The sequence below is a fragment of the Mesorhizobium oxytropidicola genome, from assembly GCF_056174625.1.
In genome coordinates this window covers 2005678-2023866 of the sequence record NZ_CM149692.1, presented here as the reverse complement: position 1 = coordinate 2023866, position 18189 = coordinate 2005678, and the positions used below count along the sequence as shown (strand labels likewise).

Sequence of the window (18189 nt, the reverse complement as noted above, 5' to 3'; positions counted from 1 at the left end):
TGAGCGAATAGCAAGTAGTGAGTAGCGAATAGGGAATAGCACGAAGCCAGTTGGCCGCTATCAACTATTTCCCTACTCGCTATTCGCTACTCGCTATCACGCATCCTTCTCCGCCTCGTCATTCACCGGCCCCGGCTCGACCGGCGCCTCGGCGGCGACTTTCGGGCCGCCCTTGGCGACGCCGACCATGGCCGGACGCAGCACGCGCTCACCAATCGAATAGCCCGGCTGCACGACCTGGACCACGGTGTTGGCCGGGACATCGGGATTGGGTACTTCGAACATGGCCTGGTGGAAATTGGGATCGAACTTCTCGCCTTCCGGCGCGAGTTTCTTGACCCGTGCCGTTCCAGCGCCGACAGCATGGCGCGCTCGGTCAGGTCGACGCCTTCGATCAGCGCCTTGAAGCCGGCGTCGCCCGACGCCTTGGCCTCCGCCGGAATGGCGTCCAGCGCGCGGCGCAGATTGTCCGACACCGACAGCATGTCGCGGGCGAAATTCGCAACCGCATAGGTGCGCGCGTCGTGCACGTCGCGCGCGGTGCGGCGGCGCAGGTTCTCCATCTCGGCCGCGACGCGCAGCGCGCGGTCCTTCAGCTCTTCATTTTCCTTCAGCAGCCGCACAAGCGCTTCATAATCGCCGTCAATGCTGCCTTCCGTGCGCTCGGCATTGGCCTCGGCCGCCTCGGCTTCACTGGGCGCGCGTTCGTCTTTGTCTGGTCGCTCATCGCCGTTTCCCGTCATCTCGAATGGTATGGATTTTGTGCCCGATATCGAGGTTTGGAAGCCAAAAATCAAGGGGTAAGCGACCGTTAGGCCTTTGGCCGGAAATGAGCGGCGATCAATGGCGATCCTTCGATTTTAATTCAAATTTTACCAAAACTGCCGGCTTGGCTTGCCACAGAAGCGTGATGAGGGAACCATTCCCTTGCTGGAGGAGTTTCCGAGCCGACACAGGATATTGTAGTGATGACCCGCGACAAGGCCGAAAAAGGAGAAAAGCTCGCCACCGAAGTCAGGCGCCAGTTCGGTGCCGAGGCGATGACGCGCTTTCTGCGCACCTTGCCGGCTTTCCGTGCCGAAGCCGACATTCCCAATCACTTCAGGGAGTTGCTTGACCATCTCGATCGGATGGAGAGCAAAAGCCTCGGTGGTGGCCGCCAATAGGGGGCACCCCGGCCGGGCATCCCGGCCTCTCAGGGCTCTGGAGGACCTACCCAGGAGCGCCTGTCGCGACAATTACGCACAGTAATTTTGCGTGAAGGTTGCCTTGCGGCGGCCACACGCCCCGCTTATGCTTCCTGATGAACATGATTTCCCCCGATGCGGCCGCCAACAGCAAGCGCGCCTGGCTGAAGATTCTGGCGCGCTACAAGAAGCCGGACCGGCGACGCAGCGCCATCGAACTCGCCATCACCCTCATTCCGTTTGCCACGCTTTGGGCGCTGTCCTCGGCGGCCTATGCCTATGGCCATTGGTGGGGGCTGATCCTGATCCTGCCGGCGGCCGGGTTCCTGGTGCGCATCTTCATGATCCAGCACGATTGCGGCCATGGCTCTTTCTTCGCCAATCGATACGCCGACGACTGGATCGGCCGCGCGCTCGGCGTCCTGACGCTGACGCCCTATGATTGCTGGCGGCGCGCCCACGCGACGCATCATGCCAGCGCCGGCAATCTCGACGAGCGCGGCATGGGCGACATCCGGACGCTGACCGTTGCCGAATACCGGCAATTGTCCTGGCGCGGGCGCCTCGCATACCGCCTTTATCGCCATCCGCTGGTGATGTTCGGTCTGGGACCGATCTGGCTGTTCATCTTCTCGCAAAGGTTGCCCATCGGCATGATGCGCGGCGGCCTGACGCCCTGGGTGTCGTCGATGACCACCAACCTCGCCATCGCGCTTGCGGCAGCCCTTCTCATCTGGGCCGTCGGCCCCGGTGCGTTCCTGGTTGTCCATCTGCCGATCGTCATTCTCGCCGGCTCGGCCGGCATCTGGCTGTTCTACGTTCAGCACCAGTTCGAGGAGACGGAATGGGCGAAGGATGACGACTGGGAGTTCCAGCATGCCGCCCTGCACGGCTCGTCCTATTACGACCTGCCGCCGGTGCTGAACTGGTTCACCGGCAATATCGGCGTCCACCATGTCCACCACCTCTCCGCCAAGGTGCCGGGCTACCGGCTGCAGGAAGTGCTGCGGGACTATCCAGAGCTGCGCGGCATCGGCCGCGTCACGCTGCTCGACAGCCTGCGCTGCGTCAAACTGGCATTGTGGGACGAAAACCGCCGCAAGCTGGTCTCGTTCCGAGAAGCACGAGCGACGATGTAGAACGACCGCCGCCGTGGCGCGGCGGTGGGAACAAAAATCCTGTTCAGGCTGCCTGGCGCTCGTCGCGCATCAGGATCTCGCCATGGCGGATTTCGGTGCCCAGCACCTTCAGGCATTCGCGGATGAAGTTGGACAGGCCAGGCCAGCCCTTGGCTGAAACGAGATTGCCGTCGACATGGGCACCGGTCGGCGCGACGTCGATATAGATGCCGCCGGCCAGCGTCACTTCCGGCTCGCAATAGTGCAGTGCCGCCACTTCCCTGCCCCGCACCACGCCGTCGACCGCGATCAGGATCTGCACGCCATGGCAGATGGTGAAGATCGGCTTGCCGGCCTCGTGGAAATGCCGCACCAGCGCCTGCACCCGCTTGTCGATACGGATGTATTCGGGGCCGCGCCCACCCGCCGCGTAGACGGCATCGTATTGGGCCGGATCCACCTCGGAAAACGTCTTGTTGAGGATGTAGTCGTGGCCAAGCTTTTCCGTATAGGTCTGATGGCCTTCGAAGTCGTGCAGCGAGGTTTTCAGGACATCGCCCGCCTTCTTGTCCGGGCAGACGACATGCACCGTGTGGCCGACGGCATGCATGGCCTGTTCAAAGACGAAGATCTCATACTCCTCGCTGAACTCGCCAACGAGCATCAATATTTTCTTGCCAGCCATTCCCGGTTCCTCCCTTGTGGCCATATTTATTTCGGATCGTGAAATAATAGACCTATCCTAAGGGCAGGGCAGCGAAAGGGAAAGTGCAAATCGCACAATTGGTACGACCAGTTTTCTTCATTCTCTGCCAAAGACGCTCCAGGCAGTCTTGCTTCTAACGAAAACAGCACCGCTGGTTCGACCAGAGCGGCAGTCAGGCCGCTGCCTTAATCATATCTGCCGCCTTTTCGGCGATCATGATGGTCGGCGCATTGGTGTTGCCGCCGATCAGCGTCGGCATCACCGAGGCGTCAACGACCCGCAAGGCCTCGAGCCCGTAGACCCGCAACTGCGGATCGACCACCGCCATCTCGTCGACGCCCATCTTGCAGGTGCCGGCCGGGTGATAGATGGTGTCGGCGCGGGCACGGATGTGGGACATCAACTCCGCGTCGCTCGAAACACCGGCGGTGTAGATTTCCTTGTGGCGATATCTGGCCAGCGCCGGCGCCTCCAGGATACCGCGCATCATCCTGACCCCCTTGAGCAAAAGCTCGGCGTCGCGGTCGTCCGAAAGAAAGCGCGGATCGATGCGCGGCGGTGCCATGGGATCATGTGTCGACAGCCCGACCTCACCGCGCGAATGCGGCCGCAGCACGCAGACATGGCAGGAAAAGCCATATCCCATATGCAGCTTGCGGCCATGATCATCGACGATCGCGATGCAGAAATGCAGTTGCAGGTCGGGCCGTTCTATCGCCGGATCGGATTTGAGGAAGGCACCGCCTTCGGCATAGGGCGTGGCGATCATACCGCCGCCATCTTTCCGCCAGCGCAGCATGTGCCGCAGCAGGCCGGGCAGGCCGCGCAGGCCGATGCCCATCATGTCGGCATCCCTGGACGTCCAGCCCAGGATGAAATCGAGATGATCCTGCAGGTTCTTGCCGACACCGGGCAGTTCATGAATGACCGGGATGCCATGCACGGCAAGCTCGGCAGCGGGGCCAATGCCAGACAGCAACAGGAGCTGGGGCGAACCGAAGGCGCCACCACAGACGATCACCTCGCGCCTGGCTTTCGCAACGGCTTCGCCCTTGCCCGCGCGATACCGCACGCCGGTGGCGCGCTTGCCATCGAGGATGACCGTCGTGGCATGCGCCCCAGTGATGACGGTAAGGTTCGACCTGTTCATGGCCGGTTGCAGATAGGCAGCGGCCGCCGAGCAGCGCTCGCCATTACGGCCTTCGCCCCAGAATTGCGTCACCTGATAAAGTCCAGCACCTTCCTGTTCCAGCCCGTTGAAATCGTCATTGCGGTGGATCTGGTTTTCGCCGCAGGCCTCGACAAAGGCGCGGGAGAGCGGACGTGGCTCTTGCTGCTCGGCAACCCGCAGCGGCCCGTCACCGCCATGCAGAGCATCAGCGCCGCGTTGATTGCCTTCCGCCCGCCGGAAATAGGGCAGCACCTCGTCCCATGACCAGCCGTCGCAGCCGAGGTCGGCCCATTCGTCATAGTCGCCGCGGTGCCCGCGCGTATAGAGCATGGCATTGATGGCGCTGGACCCGCCCAGTGCCTTGCCGCGCGGCTGAAAACCCCTGCGGCCGTTGAGACCCTCTTGCGGCACCGTCTGGAAGGCCCAGTTGTTGATCTTCGGCCGTCCCGGCAGCAGCGCGATGATGCCGGCAGGCGCGCGGATCAACAGGTTCTTGCCCTCGCCGCCGGCTTCGATCAGGCACACCGTTTTCGACGGATCTTCGGAAAGCCGCGCGGCAAGCGTGCAGCCGGCGGATCCGCCACCGGCGATGACATAGTCGAAATCCATGATCTTCTCCTCCCGCCCGGCGGATGTTTCCGTCCGGACAGCCAAGAGAAGGCCTGATCACAGCCGATGTAAAGACGCGCGCGATTACCGCTGCGTCAGCTGTTGCGAACGCGCCGCCAGGAGTATTTCGGTCCCTTCGGCTCCGACGCTTCGGTTGGCTGATAGTAGAGGCCCAGCCCGCCGACGCGGCCCTCTTCCAGGCGCTTCAACAACACTGGATTGGAGATCTCGAACTCGTCGAAACCGAGACGCAGCATATGCGGCAACGGATCGACCAGCACCTGGCCGGTAGCGCGAACGGCACCTTCGAAATGATAGCGGCTGCGCAGCAGTTCAGCCTTGGAGAAGGAGCGCCCGTCGCTGAAGGCCGGGAAGACCAGCGCCACCAGCGACAGCTGGTCGAGCAGGTCAGCAATCTTCTCGAGCAGATCGCCGGGCTGCAGCACCACGCCGAGCCGCTCCTTGGCCGACCGGCGCACCTCCGGATCAAGGCCGAGGAATGCCTGCAGCGGCAGGATGAAGCGGCCATTGCCGGAAAGCGCGTCAGCACTTTCGGCATAGGCCCATTCGTCCTCGCGAAACCCCTGCGGGGTCCAGAGCCGGGTCTCCGGTGTCGTCGTTTCGGTCATCAAAAAGGTCCTAAATATTCAAACGAGCCAAGGATGTGTTGATATCCAGGCCAGGCTGCGCCGAAAATAGCGGCTTCCGGGGTCGCCCTTGCGACGAGCGGAGCGTACTTGAAGTACGTGAGCACCGGAAGCTGCCGTTTGCAGGCCAGCCTCACCTGAATATCGGCATATCCTACAGGGATGCGTCGGTCAGCGACACTTCCAGCCCCGACAGGTGAATGCCGCACTCGGTCTTGGCATGACCGGCCCAGCGGCCGCTGCGTGCGTCCTCGCCCGGCTGCACCGGTTGCGTGCACGGGAAACAGCCAATCGACAGATAGCCATAGGCGACCAGCGGATTTTCGCGCAATGCATGGGCGCGCATATAGTCGGCCTGGTCCGACGTCGTCCAGTGCGCCAATGGATTGATGCGGATGCGCGCGCCGACCGCCTCGAACACCGGCAAAGCCGCCCGCGTCGAGGCCTGAAAACGCTTGCGGCCGGTGAACCAGGCGCGAAACGGCGCCACGCCACGCGCCAGCGGCTCGACCTTGCGCACGTCGCAGCAGGCATCTGTGTTGCTCTGGTGCAGATTGCCCGTCGGATCGATCCGCTCGAGCGCGGCTTCGTCCGGCTTGATCACCCGAATATTGGTCAGACCGAAATCGGCGACGAGCGCGTCACGGTAGCCGAGCGTCTCCTCGAAATGCTTGCCGGTGTCGAGGAAGATGACCGGCAGCGTGCGGTCGATCTCGGCGATCATGTGCAGCAGCACCGCCGAATCCGCCCCGAAGGACGACACCGCGGCGATCTCGTCGCGAAACAGTTCGCGCGCCGAACGTTCGATGATCTCGAGCGGCTTCAGATGGCCGTAGAGCGCATCCAGCCCCGCCGCTTTGGCGGCGACGCCGTCATCGACATCGGCGATACGGTCAAGCGGCCTTGGTTTCGCCAGCATAGAGCGCCTCCTTGAACGGCGCGGGACCGACACGGCGGTAGGCGTCGATGAATTTTTCCTGTGGGTTGAGCCGGAGGCCGAGATAGGTCTCGACGATCTGCTCGATGGCGTCGGTGATCTCTTCCGACGAGAAGCCGCGGCCGATGATCTCGCCAACTGACGTGTTCTCGTCGGCCGAGCCACCCAGCGTCACCTGATAGAGCTCGGAGCCCTTCTTCTCGACGCCGAGTATGCCGATATGGCCGACATGGTGATGGCCGCAAGCATTAATGCAGCCGGAGATCTTCAGCTTCAGTTCGCCGATCTCGCGCTGCCGCTCCAGTGAGGCGAAGCGCTGCGAGATTTCCTGCGCGATCGGGATCGAGCGTGCGGTGGCCAGCGCACAATAGTCGAGGCCCGGGCACGAGATGATGTCCGATATCAAATTGGAGTTGGCCGTCGCCAGCCCGATGTCGACGAGCGCGTCATAAACGGCTTTGAGGTCGGCGCGCGCCACATGCGGCAGGATCAGGTTCTGCTCATGGCTGACACGCAGCTCGTCGAAGGCATATTTCTCGGCGATGTCGGCAACCGCTTCCATTTGGCTGTCGGAAGCATCGCCCGGCACCTCGCCGATGCCCTTGAGCGAGATGGTCACGGCCGCATAATCGGGATGGCGGTGCGTCACCACATTCTGGTCCAGCCACTCCGAGAAGCCCTTGGAATCGAGACGCGCCAGCTTGACCGCCTGGTCGCCTTCCGGCCGATCAGCGAGCGCCGGCGGCGCGAAATAGGCCTCGATGGCGCGGATATCGGCATCCGGCAGCTTCAGCTCGGCGTCCTTCAATTCCTGCCATTCGGCCTCGACCTGGCGGGTGATCTCCTCGACGCCGGTCTCGTGCACGAGGATCTTGATGCGCGCCTTGTACTTGTTGTCGCGGCGGCCATAGAGGTTGTAAACGCGCAGGATCGCCGTGCAGTAGGACAGCAGGTCGGCTTCCGGCAGGAAGTCGCGGATCTTCCGAGCCACCATCGGCGTGCGGCCCTGGCCGCCGCCGACATAGACGGCAAAGCCAAGCTCGCCGGCGGCATTCTTCTTCAGATGCAGGCCAATATCATGCGTCTGGATGGCGGCGCGGTCGCGCTCGGCACCCGTCACCGCGATCTTGAATTTCCTGGGCAGGAACGAGAATTCCGGATGCACCGACGACCATTGCCGCAAGATTTCCGCATAGGGACGCGGATCGGCGACCTCGTCGGCGGCGGCACCGGCAAAGTGATCGGCGGTGACGTTGCGGATGCAGTTGCCGCTGGTCTGGATGGCGTGCATCTCCACACTTGCCAGATCGGCCAGGATCGCCGGAATGTCCGACAGCGCCGGCCAGTTGAACTGGATGTTCTGGCGCGTGGTGAAATGGCCGTAGCCCTTGTCGTATTTGCGGGCGATGTGGCCGAGCATGCGCAACTGCTTGCCGTTCAGCGTGCCATAGGGCACCGCGATACGCAGCATATAGGCGTGTAGCTGCAGGTAGACGCCATTCATCAGCCTGAGCGGCCGGAACTGGTCCTCGGTGATCTCGCCGGACAGCCGGCGCTGGACCTGTTCGCTGAACTCGGCGACACGGGCCTGGACAAAATCGTGGTCGAACTCATCGTAACGGTACATGCTTCGTCTTTCAGGGCGCGTCCGCCCGTTTCACTCGAATCTGGCTATGCCGCCCGCTCGGCCTGCTTGCCGAGATCGCCGCGGATGGTCGGGCCCGCGGCGCGGATCTTCTCGCGCAGCCGCACCGGCTCGACGACACCGTCGACGACTTCCGCGTCGATCAGATTGACATCGACCACCTCATTGTCGGCATAGGCCTTGGCGCCGATCGCCTCCAGGCGATCCTCGGCCGCCTTGTCATGGGCAAGGTCGGCCTGGCCCACCGTCTCGGCCCAGCCGCCATCGGCGTACCAGACGGCGATGCCGTCGGTCAGGCGGTTGGCGGTCAGTATCTTCATGGCTGAACTCTCTCACTCGCGGCTGGGACCGCGCCTTCATTCCTGTGTGCCGCGAGCGGCTCGGACCGTTCAAAATTGGCACCCGCGACCGCATCGCCAATGATGGTCATGACCGGGCCGGAAAGATCGCCACGCGCTTCCAGTGACGGCAGATCGGCCAGTGTGCCGTGGAAACGGCGGCGGTTGGCCAGGCTGGCATTTTCGACCACGGCGACCGCCGTGTCCGGCGACAGGCCGGCTTCGATCAGCCGACCGGCGACTTCGGCCGCGACCGAACGGCCCATATAGACGGCAACGGTGGCACCGGAAATCGCAAGCTTGGCCCAATCGGGCAATGAATTGCCCTTGAGATCGTGGCCGGTGGTGAACACCATCGACGACGACACGCCGCGCAAGGTCAGCGGCAGTTCGAAATCGGCGGCGGCGGCGAAGGCCGCGGTGACACCGGGAACCACCTCATAGGCGATGCCGGCTTCGCGCAGTGCCGCCATCTCCTCGCCGGCGCGGCCGAACACCAGCGGATCGCCCGACTTCAGCCGCACGACGCGCTTGCCCTGGCGGCCGAGCTCGACCAGCAGCGCGTTGATCTCGGCCTGGCTCTTGGTGTGGCAGCCCTTGCGTGTGCCGACGGGAAGGCGCTCGGCATCGCGGCGGCCCATGGCAACGACCGCCTCCGGCACCAGCGCGTCATGGACGATGACATCGGCTTCCATCAACAGGCGGTGGGCACGCAGGGTCAGAAGATCCTCGGCGCCGGGACCGGCGCCGACCAGGGCGATGTGGCCCGAAGCCGGTGCGTTCGACAGCAGAAGATCCACGGCGGCGTCATGCGCCTGCGACAGCTGGCCGGCTTCGACGGCTCGGGCCGGAGCACCCTGGAAAAAACTGCTCCAGAAGCGTCGGCGGGCATTGCCTTTCGGCAGCACTTTCTCGGCCGCGCCACGCAGCGAAGCGGCGAGCGTTGCCAGCGATCCAAGCGACGGCGACAGCATCTGATCGATGCGGCTGCGCAGCATCTGGGCAAGCACCGGGCCTGCGCCTTCAGTTCCGATGGCAATGGCGACCGGCGCGCGGTTGACCAGCGCCGGGGTGAAGAAATCGCAGAGCTCCGGCCGGTCGACGGCATTGACGGGGATGCCCAGTTTGCGCGCGTCCGCGGCGACACGGCGGTCGAGCATCTCGTCGCCGCTGGCGGCAAACACCATGACCGCACCTTCGAGTTGCGAGGCATCGTAGGCTGCCGCAACATGGCTGGCGCCGGACTGAGCGATGAAGGCAAGCAGTTCCGGTTCGGCATCTTGGGCGATGATGCGCAGCACCGCGCTCGATTGTCCGATCAGCCGCGCCTTGGCCAAGGCTTCCTCGTCGCCGCCGACAATGGCCACGGCTTCGCCCTCGACCCGCACGAAGACGGGAAAGGCGTTGAGCTTGGCATTGGCATGCGGCATGAGAAAAGCAATCCGGGAACAGTGTCGCAGTTTTACGCCCGGGCGCGAAAAACCAGAAGCAAAGCACTCGCGCATCCTGTGATGACAGGCAATCGCTTTTTCGCAACTGCGAAAGGCAGGAGAAAAATATTCCACATCCAGGGTGCGGACGGATTCAAGCCGCTGAAACGGGCCTTGATTTCAGGTCTTTTTAGCCGCCTGCCCGCGGTCGCGCAAAATAGTTTTTTCTAATTTCTACCAATTTAGTAGATTAAAGTCGTCTGCTGGCGGCTCCCGTCTTTGATGCCGCATGCCGAGGCGCAATACGCTTGTGAATTCAGCCCGACAGCGGGACTGCTGGCGCGGCCGGCCAAGCATTTGTCGCCCCACCGTGGATTTCACACCCCTTGCGGGTTGCATCACCGTCACCCCTTCCACCATATTGCAAAACAGGCGCCGGCTTCGGGCGGCGCACATCCGACATCCCCAGCTTGAAAGGCGCTCCATAGACAATGCCGCATGACACGCCCCTTATCGCCACTATCGTCGCCGGTCTGGGGCTGGCTTTCGTCTTCGGGGCTCTCGCCAATCGTTTCCGCATTCCGCCGCTGGTCGGCTATCTCGTAGCCGGCGTGCTGGTTGGGCCGAACACGCCCGGTTTCGTCGCCGATGCCGGCCTTGCCAATGAATTGGCCGAAATCGGCGTCATCCTGTTGATGTTCGGCGTCGGCCTGCATTTCTCGCTGAAGGATCTGCTGTCGGTCCGCGCCATCGCCGTTCCCGGCGCTATCGTCCAGATCGGCTTTGCCACGGCACTTGGCGCCGGCCTGTCCTGGATGCTCGGCTGGTCGATGGGCGCGGGTCTGGTGTTCGGCCTGGCGCTGTCGGTCGCCTCGACCGTGGTGCTGCTGCGCGCGCTGCAGGAGCGCCGGCTGATCGAAACCGAACGCGGCCGCATCGCCGTCGGCTGGCTGATCGTCGAGGATCTCGCCATGGTGCTGGCGCTGGTGCTGCTGCCGGCCCTTGCCGGCGTGCTCAGCGGCCAGGAACAGGCGGATGTGCACGCGAGCGGCCTGCTGTCGCTGCCGGCCAGCTACGGCATCTGGGGTGTCGTCGGCATTACGCTCGCCAAGGTCGCCGCCTTCGTCGTCGTCATGCTGGTGGTCGGCCGCCGGGTCATTCCGTGGATCCTGCACTACGTCGCCCATACCGGGTCGCGTGAACTGTTCCGGCTGGCTGTGCTGGCGATCGCGCTCGGCGTCGCTTTCGGCGCGGCGAAACTGTTTGGCGTGTCGCTGGCGCTCGGCGCCTTCTTCGCCGGCATGATCATGAGCGAATCCGAGCTAAGCCACCGCGCGGCCGAAGAATCGCTACCGCTGCGCGATGCCTTTTCGGTGCTGTTCTTCGTCTCGGTCGGCATGTTGTTCGACCCGTTCAGCCTGTTCAGCAACGGCCTGCCGATCCTGGCGACGCTGGCCATCATCGTCATCGGCAAGTCGCTGGCCGCGTTCGTCATCGTCGTCGCCTTCGGCTATCCCCTGGCGACAGCCTTGATGATTTCGGCGAGCCTTGCCCAGATCGGCGAATTCTCCTTCATCCTGGCCGAACTCGGCGTCGGGCTGAAACTTCTGCCCGAACAGGGCCGCGACCTGATCCTGGCCGGCGCCATCCTGTCGATCGTGCTCAACCCGCTGATGTTCCTGATGATCGACTGGATGAAGCCGTGGCTGGAAGCGCGTGCCGCCAGGACAGTACCGCCGGCGGACGCCAAGCCGGTCGGTCCGGCGACCGAACCCGGCCAGATCGCCTCGGTTGCTGCAGCATCCAAAAAGGAAGACGGACCGCCGCCGAAAACGGCACTCACCGGCCATGCCATCCTGATCGGCTATGGCCGTGTCGGTGGCCTGGTCGGCGCGGCGCTGAAAGGAGCAGCCCTGCCCTTCCTCGTCATCGAGGACGCCGACAAGACGCTGGCCAAGCTGAAAGCCGACGGCGTCGAAACCGTCGCCGGCAATGCCGCCAACGCCGAAGTGTTCGCCGCCGCCAATCCCGAAGGCGCCAAGCGGCTGATCCTTGCCATCCCCAATGCGTTCGAGGCCGGCCAGATCGTGCTCAGGGCACGCGCCGCTAACCCCAAGATCAACGTCGTCGCCCGCGCCCATTCCGATGCCGAGGTCGAGCATCTCAAGGGGCTCGGCGCCGACACGGTGATCATGGGCGAACGTGAAATCGCGCGCGGCATCGTCGAAGAAGTGCTCGGTCACAAGCCATCCGCGACTGAGCCGTCCGCCGCCTGATCACGCCACGAACGCAGAACCGCCATTGCGTGCGATGCTGCTGAGGTACTGCGCGGGAGGCTTGCCGAGCGCCTTTTTGAACATGGTGATGAAGGCTGTGACGGAATCATAGCCGAGATCGCCCGAAACCCGCTGGACACTGGCGCCGGAAGCCAGCTCCCTGATCGCGACGATCAAGTGCAATTGCTGCCGCCAGCGGCCGAAGCTCAAGCCGGTCTCCTTCACGATAAGACGCGCAAGACTGCTCTCGCTGAGCGCGACGCGATTGGCCCACTGCGCCAACGTGCTGCGGTCGGCGGGATCGTCCGCCAGCGCTTCGGCGATCCGCCGCAAGCGCGGCTCGGAGGAGATCGGCAGATGCAATTGCTGGACCGGCATGTCAGGCAGTTCGGCGAGCAGCACGCTTCCCAGGAAAGCGCACCTCGCATCGTCAGGCGCGCAATCCGACAGTTCGATGATGAGCTCGCGCAGCAGCGGCGAGATCGAAAGCGTGCAGCACCGATCCGGCAGGTCTGCCGCGCCCGGCTCGATGTAGACGAAGAAAATCCGCGCATTGGCCGTCGCGATGTTGCTGTGCTCCATGCGGCTTGGCACCCACACGCCGCAATGCGGCGGCACCATCCACAGGCCGCTGGGGACGCGGCAGGTGACGCCGCCGTTGAGCGCGAAGACGAGTTGCCCCTTGCGATGCCAATGCTGCGACACCTCGGCCTTGGTCTCGGTGACATCGACGCGCACGGCGATCGCCGGAGCAAGGACGTCATCGACGTCGAAATCGAGCCATGGGTAGCGAAGCGGCTGTCTCATGAATGACAGTTTTTAGCGATCAATTGCGTTTATATCTAGATTATTCGTCAGCGTAAATCGGTAGGCTCGGGTCGTTCTCGCCAATTGGCAAAGGTGTACCCCATGCTCGCCCTCACCGTCTGTTCCGACAACGCAGCCGGATTGAAGCTCGCCGAAGTGGACGAGCCACAGCCTTGCCCGAACGAAGCGCTGGTCGCCGTCCACGCAACCTCGTTGAACCGTGGCGAACTACGGCTGCTCGCCATACGCCCGGACGGCTGGATACCTGGCCAGGACGTCGCTGGGATTGTGGAGCGGGCGGCAGCCGATGGCTCCGGGCCGGCCGTTGGTACCCGGGTCGTGGCCTTGGTCGACGAGGCCGGCTGGGCCGAACGGGTCGCCGTTCCGACCGACCGTCTCGCCGTCCTGCCGGAGAAGGTCAGCTTTGTCTCGGCGGCCACGCTTCCGGTCGCGGGCACGACGGCGCTCAGGACCTTACGTCATGGCGGTGACCTCATTGGCCAGCAGGTGCTGATCACCGGTGCGAGCGGTGCGGTCGGCCGCTTCCAGATCCAGATCGCCCGCGAGCAAGGCGCTTCGGTGACCGCGATCGCCGCCGCCCGGCATGCCGACGATCTCCGTGGCCTCGGAGCCGGGCAGGTGGTCGAGGCAATCGAGCTGGCCGAGGGGCCGTTTTCGCTGATTACCGAGTCGGTCGGCGGCGAAAGCCTCGCCCACGCGATCGAACGCGTCGCCCCCGGCGGGACCATCGTCATGTTCGGTTCAAGCAGTGGCGAGCTCACGCCGGTTGGATTCCGCCAGTTCGTTCCAGGCCACGAGGGCGCGAGGCTTCAGACGTTTGCCTACTACACATCCGGCTCGGGCATTGGCGCTGATATCGCCGCGCTGCTCGCCCTGGTCCCGGCTGGCCGGCTGGAAACCCGTGTCGCCTTGACCGTGCCGTGGACGGATATCGCTCAGGCCCTGGACGCACTGCGGCAGCGCAGCTTCAGCGGCAAGGCCGTTCTCACCATCGCCGGATAAGCAATCCTCGGCCTGAAGTCGACCGCCTAAACGTGCTGGCCGCCATTGATGTGGATTTCCGAGCCGGTCACGTAGGACGCCTGCTGCGAGCACAGGAAGAAGATGATGTCGGCGACCTCGGCCGTGGTGCCGAGGCGCCGCAGTGGAATCGTCTCGACGATCTTGTCCGTGCCCGGCGACAGAATCGCGGTGTCGATTTCGCCCGGCGCAATGGCGTTGACGCGGATGCCGTGCGGGCCGAAATCATGCGCCATCTCGCGCGTCAGCGAGCCGAGCGCCGCCTTCGAGGTGGCGTAGGCCGTGCCGGCGAAGGGGTGCACGCGGGTGCCGGCGATCGAGGTGACGTTGACGATCGAGCCCTTGGCCGCGGCTAACTCTTTGAACAACCCCCGCGCGAGCATGATCGGTGCAAAGAAATTGACCTGGAACACGTCGCGCCAGACATGCATCGGCGTGTCGATCGAGTCCATACGGCTGTTGCCGTCCTTGAGCTTGGGCGAAATGCCGGCATTGTTGACCAGCGCGTGCAACTGGCCGCCATGCGCTTCCAGCCGATGGCGGATTTCCGAGACGGCGATGCCGACATCTTCCTGGTCGGCGAGATCGACCTTGATGTGGTCTTCCGGGCCTGCCGGCCACGGGCAATCCTCGGCAAAGGCCTGGCGCGAACAGGTGATGACACGCCAGCCTTCGCGCGAAAAGCGCTTGACCGTGGCATGGCCGATGCCGCGGCTGGCGCCGGTCAGCACGATGGTTTTTCTTGTGTCGAGTTCAGCCATGTCGCGGTCTCCGGCGCGTGATCTAACCGAATATGGTTACAATGGCGAGAGGTCGTCATGAGACCAGTGAGCCGGCCGTGCCGTAGCTTTTCAATAGCAGGTCGGACAATCGACAAGCAGGCCGAGATTCAGAAGAAAGGCCAAACCGGCCAGCGACCAAAGAACCCATAAAAACGTGGTACGCGAGCGCCCGGCCAAGCGCGCAACGACCCACGCCAGACCATAAGGCAGAAAAATCCCCATGATGAAGGAACCGTATATCGCACCGACTCTTTCCTGATCGAGGTACGCCGGATTGGGAAAGTAGAGGTATGGCAGGTGCCGAGTGACAACAACAAGGACTGTCATCCCAAGCAGCGACAACGATTGCCACACGCTTAATCGCTTGTAGTCTTTCACACCATTGGGCTGAAAAGGCTCGCTGGTCATCAGCCGCCGCCCAGAATATCCAGGATCGAGGTCTGTTTCTTCTTCTTCAGCGGACCGCCAACATTGCCCGGCGGCACCGGATGCCCGACCGAAGCGGTGGTGCCGTCATCCGCCGGCATGTTGAAGCCATCGGCGTCGACGGTCTGGGCAGGCCGCGCCATGCGGGCCGGCGCTGGCGCCTGGGTCGCCGGCGCGGCCGCCTGTGAGGATGGCGCCTGCTGGCCAACCGACGCTGAGGGAACCGGCGCCGGCTGGTTGTTGTCGGCGGACGGTATGTCGTCGGGCACGATCGTATCGGCCGGCGTCGATTTCCAGGTGCCGGGCAGCGGCCGCACCGGCACGCCTTCGTGCGCGGCGACCATGAATTCGTGCCAAGCCTGCGCCGGCAGCGCGCCGCCGGTGACCTTCTTCATCGCCGTGCCGTCATCATTGCCGAACCACACGCCGGTGGTGAGATTGGCGGTGTAGCCGACGAACCAGGCATCGCGCGAATTCTGGCTGGTGCCGGTCTTGCCGGCCGACGGCCAGGCAAAAGCCGCCTTCTTGGCGGTGCCGATCTCGACGGTGCCGGTCATCATCGAGTTCATCATGCCGACGATCTCGGGTTTCACCACACGCGGCGCGCTGCCGCCGCCGCTGTCGTAGAGCACCTTGCCCTCGGCGGTCGTGATACGGCGAATGAAATGGATGTCCGGCTTGTAGCCGCCATTGGCGAACGGCACATAGGCCGAAGTCAGCTCCAAGGGCGTCACTTCCGAAGTGCCGAGCGCGATCGAGGTGTTGGCCTGCAGCTCAGACTGGATGCCCATGCGATGCGCGGCCTCCACCACCGCGTTCGGCCCGACCTCCATGGTCAGCTGCGCGGCGACCGAGTTCAGCGACTTGGCCAACGCCGTCGCCAGCGTGACCTTGCCAAAATACTTGCCGCCGTAATTGTCCGGCGTCCAGTTGCCGATCTTGATCGGCGCGTCATTGCGGATGCTGTCTGGCGTGCGGCCCCCTTCAAGCGCCGCCATATAGACAAACGGCTTGAACGCCGAGCCCGGCTGCCGGCGCGCTTCCGAAGCGCGGTCGAACTGGCTGGTCGAATAGTCGTAGCCGCCGACCATGGCGCGCACCGCGCCGGAATCGTCGATCGACACCAGCGCGCCCTGGGTGACGTTGAGCTTCTTGCCGCTTTCATCGATCAGCCGGCGGATCGACTGTTCGGCGAGCTTCTGCAGGTTCAGGTCGACGGTTGAGTCGATGACGATGTCGCCGCGCACGTCGCCGATCAGGTCGGGCAGTTCTTCCATGATGGTGTCGGCGACATAGTTTTCCGAGCCGGTCCAGTAGGACGGCGAACGCGTTGCCGGCGCGCTCAGCGCCGTCTTCAACTCCTTGTCGCTGATCTTGCCCTCTTCGCGCATCGCTGCGAGCACGAGCTGCGAGCGCTCCTCGGCGGCCTTGGGATCGCGCGCCGGCGACAGCCGCGACGGCGCCTTTAAGAGCCCGGCAAGCAGGGCGGCCTCCGACAAAGTGACATCGCGCGCGCTCTTGCCGAAATAACGCCGCGACGCCGCCTCGACACCGTAGGCGCCGGAACCGAAATAGACCCGGTTGAGGTACATTTCGAGGATCTGGTCTTTGGTGTGCTTGTGCTCCAGCCACAGCGCCAGCAACACCTCCTGCACCTTGCGCTCCAGCGTGCGGTCAGGCTTCAGGAACAGGTTCTTGGCCAATTGCTGCGTCAGCGTCGAACCGCCTTGCGAGAAATGCCCGCCAAGCAGATTGGTCACCATGGCACGCGACAGGCCGATCGGGTCGACGCCGAAATGCGAATAGAACCGGCGGTCCTCGATGGCGATGACGGCTTCCGGAATGTAAGGCGACATTTCGTGCAGGCCGACCGCCTCTCCGCCGCTCATGCCCCTGTTGGCGAGCAGTTGGCCATCGGCCGAGACGATCTTGATGTTGGGAGCACGGTCGGGGATCGACCAGGTGGTGGCCGCCGGCATCTTGGCGCCGTAGTAAATGACGACGCCCGCCACAGCGATGCCGCCCCAGATGGCGAGCACGAAGCACCAGTAGAACAGCCGGCCAAGCACGCCGAACAGGCCGCGGCGGCTCCTGCCGCGCCCGCCGCGCGACGATTTCGCCTTCGACGATCTGCGTTTGGCGGAGGCTTTGCGGTTGCTCGGCACGACGCGGTCCTCCTCGCTCACCGAAAGGCCCGTCTGGGATCGCGTCTGAGGCGGTCCCTCAAAACTGGGCTCAATGCGGCTGTCTCTGCGGTTCGCCATGCCTTGCGCTTAATATCCCCGGTGCTAACGGCGTCCGGGTTGAAGAGTAGATGCGGCGATTTAAGGGCGGGTTAAGTCGGAAAAATTCAAAGCGATTGATAATCAAATGCCTGGGGTCCGGCAGTTGGTGCGCAGTTGGCGCTCTGTTCAAGGCCCTGATTTTGACGCTGGCAAGCGGCCCGCCGCGATGGAACAGTCCGGGGCGCAGCCCCAAACCACTCTCAACCGCGACCCATGCAGTCGCGGACATGTTCCGCATTAGGGCGCGATCGCAAATGGTCACAGCTTCGCGTTCGACCGCGCCCCAAATCACCCATCACCAGGTGATCACCTGGTGGACATGCGTCAGCCGATCGCCGCACGGACCGAGAGCGCTGCCCTGGACGATTGCATAACCTCGCCGACATGGCAGTAGCAGACGATCTCGTGCAGTTGGTGGTCGGTCAGCTCGAAGAAGCGCTTGGCTTCGCCATAACTGTCGTCTTTCAGACCCTCGTCGTGCAAAATGGGGTCCGTGAAGGCAACCGCTATCGGCGAGCCATCGCCTCGCATGACATCGCGCTCCGGCAGCGCACGGTATTCGGTCCCGGCAAGCGCGGTCAGCAGCCGGCTGGGCTCACGTTCAAGAAGCTCGGCCCAACGTGCGAGACGTTGGGTTCGGCTCATTACCGGCTGTGTGTTGACCTCGGCCACTGCATGCAGTTGGTCCAGTGTTTGGTGTTTCATGGCAACCTCCTAGTAATAGTTGGTTGACCCCAAACGCCCTGTATCGACATCATAGCGCCGAAGCGTCGATCCGTCATTC

Annotated in this window: 17 protein-coding genes and 1 pseudogene; 5 read left to right on the top strand and 13 right to left on the bottom strand. The window is 63.7% G+C overall.

What is annotated here, in order from left to right; all coding sequences use genetic code 11:
* Positions 1-96: 96 nt before the first annotated feature.
* Positions 97-727, bottom strand: a pseudogene (gene grpE, locus AC0V8S_RS10120) (nucleotide exchange factor GrpE).
* A gap of 238 nt (positions 728-965) precedes the next feature.
* On the opposite strand from grpE, the gene AC0V8S_RS10115 reads away from it, so the two are divergent.
* Together AC0V8S_RS10115 and AC0V8S_RS10110 are read left to right on the top strand one after the other, a co-directional pair.
* Positions 966-1166: a hypothetical protein gene (locus tag AC0V8S_RS10115; RefSeq protein WP_183463154.1), complete on the top strand. Its 201-nt coding sequence runs from the start codon at positions 966-968 to the stop codon at positions 1164-1166.
* 137 nt (positions 1167-1303) lie between these two features.
* On the top strand, positions 1304-2326 hold the full coding sequence (locus AC0V8S_RS10110; RefSeq protein WP_095199532.1) for a fatty acid desaturase: 1023 nt from the start codon (positions 1304-1306) through the stop codon (positions 2324-2326).
* A 43-nt stretch (positions 2327-2369) separates the two neighbouring features.
* On the opposite strand, the gene AC0V8S_RS10105 is transcribed toward AC0V8S_RS10110, so the two are convergent.
* The 7 genes from AC0V8S_RS10105 to cysG form a co-directional block, all read right to left on the bottom strand.
* Entirely contained in the window at positions 2370-2990 is a 621-nt protein-coding gene (locus tag AC0V8S_RS10105) for a DJ-1/PfpI family protein (protein WP_095199533.1), read from the bottom strand.
* A gap of 193 nt (positions 2991-3183) precedes the next feature.
* The gene (locus AC0V8S_RS10100) at positions 3184-4791 is read right to left on the bottom strand and encodes a GMC family oxidoreductase (protein ID WP_475437592.1); all 1608 of its coding nucleotides are present in this window, start codon (positions 4789-4791) and stop codon (positions 3184-3186) included.
* A gap of 95 nt (positions 4792-4886) precedes the next feature.
* Positions 4887-5420, bottom strand: coding sequence for a DUF934 domain-containing protein (locus AC0V8S_RS10095; RefSeq protein WP_475437591.1), 534 nt, complete (start codon positions 5418-5420; stop codon positions 4887-4889).
* Between the two features lie 172 nt (positions 5421-5592).
* Positions 5593-6357, bottom strand: coding sequence for a phosphoadenylyl-sulfate reductase (locus AC0V8S_RS10090; protein WP_475437590.1), 765 nt, complete (start codon positions 6355-6357; stop codon positions 5593-5595).
* Complete coding sequence (locus AC0V8S_RS10085; protein ID WP_475437589.1) at positions 6332-8002, bottom strand: nitrite/sulfite reductase; 1671 nt, start codon at positions 8000-8002, stop codon at positions 6332-6334. The genes AC0V8S_RS10090 and AC0V8S_RS10085 overlap by 26 nt, the downstream gene beginning before the upstream one ends.
* Before the next feature lie 44 nt (positions 8003-8046).
* Positions 8047-8340: a DUF2849 domain-containing protein gene (locus AC0V8S_RS10080; protein ID WP_032931682.1), complete on the bottom strand. Its 294-nt coding sequence runs from the start codon at positions 8338-8340 to the stop codon at positions 8047-8049.
* Positions 8337-9788 carry a siroheme synthase CysG gene (cysG, locus tag AC0V8S_RS10075; protein WP_475437588.1) on the bottom strand — a complete coding sequence of 484 codons (1452 nt, stop codon included), beginning with the start codon at positions 9786-9788 and terminating at the stop codon, positions 8337-8339. Before cysG ends, AC0V8S_RS10080 begins: the two co-directional genes overlap by 4 nt.
* Between cysG and AC0V8S_RS10070 the strand changes: the two genes are divergently transcribed.
* On the top strand, positions 9780-10019 hold the full coding sequence (locus tag AC0V8S_RS10070) for a hypothetical protein (protein WP_183463169.1): 240 nt from the start codon (positions 9780-9782) through the stop codon (positions 10017-10019). The two genes, cysG and AC0V8S_RS10070, sit on opposite strands and share 9 nt — an antisense overlap.
* 260 nt (positions 10020-10279) lie before the next feature.
* Complete coding sequence (locus tag AC0V8S_RS10065; protein WP_475437587.1) at positions 10280-12064, top strand: cation:proton antiporter domain-containing protein; 1785 nt, start codon at positions 10280-10282, stop codon at positions 12062-12064.
* Here AC0V8S_RS10065 and AC0V8S_RS10060 read toward each other — a convergent pair whose 3' ends face one another.
* Positions 12065-12871: an AraC family transcriptional regulator gene (locus AC0V8S_RS10060; protein WP_475437586.1), complete on the bottom strand. Its 807-nt coding sequence runs from the start codon at positions 12869-12871 to the stop codon at positions 12065-12067. It lies immediately after the preceding gene.
* Between the two features lie 102 nt (positions 12872-12973).
* On the opposite strand from AC0V8S_RS10060, the gene AC0V8S_RS10055 reads away from it, so the two are divergent.
* The gene (locus tag AC0V8S_RS10055) at positions 12974-13894 is read left to right on the top strand and encodes a zinc-binding dehydrogenase (RefSeq protein ID WP_475437585.1); all 921 of its coding nucleotides are present in this window, start codon (positions 12974-12976) and stop codon (positions 13892-13894) included.
* A 26-nt stretch (positions 13895-13920) separates the two neighbouring features.
* Here AC0V8S_RS10055 and AC0V8S_RS10050 read toward each other — a convergent pair whose 3' ends face one another.
* From AC0V8S_RS10050 to AC0V8S_RS10035, 4 genes are all read right to left on the bottom strand, one after another.
* Positions 13921-14673, bottom strand: coding sequence for an SDR family NAD(P)-dependent oxidoreductase (locus AC0V8S_RS10050; protein WP_095199543.1), 753 nt, complete (start codon positions 14671-14673; stop codon positions 13921-13923).
* Positions 14674-14763: 90 nt separating this feature from the next.
* Positions 14764-15102 (bottom strand): hypothetical protein, encoded by a 339-nt coding sequence (locus AC0V8S_RS10045; RefSeq protein ID WP_183463177.1) that lies wholly within the window; start codon positions 15100-15102, stop codon positions 14764-14766.
* Entirely contained in the window at positions 15102-17384 is a 2283-nt protein-coding gene (locus AC0V8S_RS10040; protein WP_475437584.1) for a transglycosylase domain-containing protein, read from the bottom strand. Before AC0V8S_RS10040 ends, AC0V8S_RS10045 begins: the two co-directional genes overlap by 1 nt.
* 345 nt (positions 17385-17729) lie before the next feature.
* Positions 17730-18110 (bottom strand): hypothetical protein, encoded by a 381-nt coding sequence (locus tag AC0V8S_RS10035; RefSeq protein WP_095199545.1) that lies wholly within the window; start codon positions 18108-18110, stop codon positions 17730-17732.
* Positions 18111-18189: the final 79 nt, after the last annotated feature.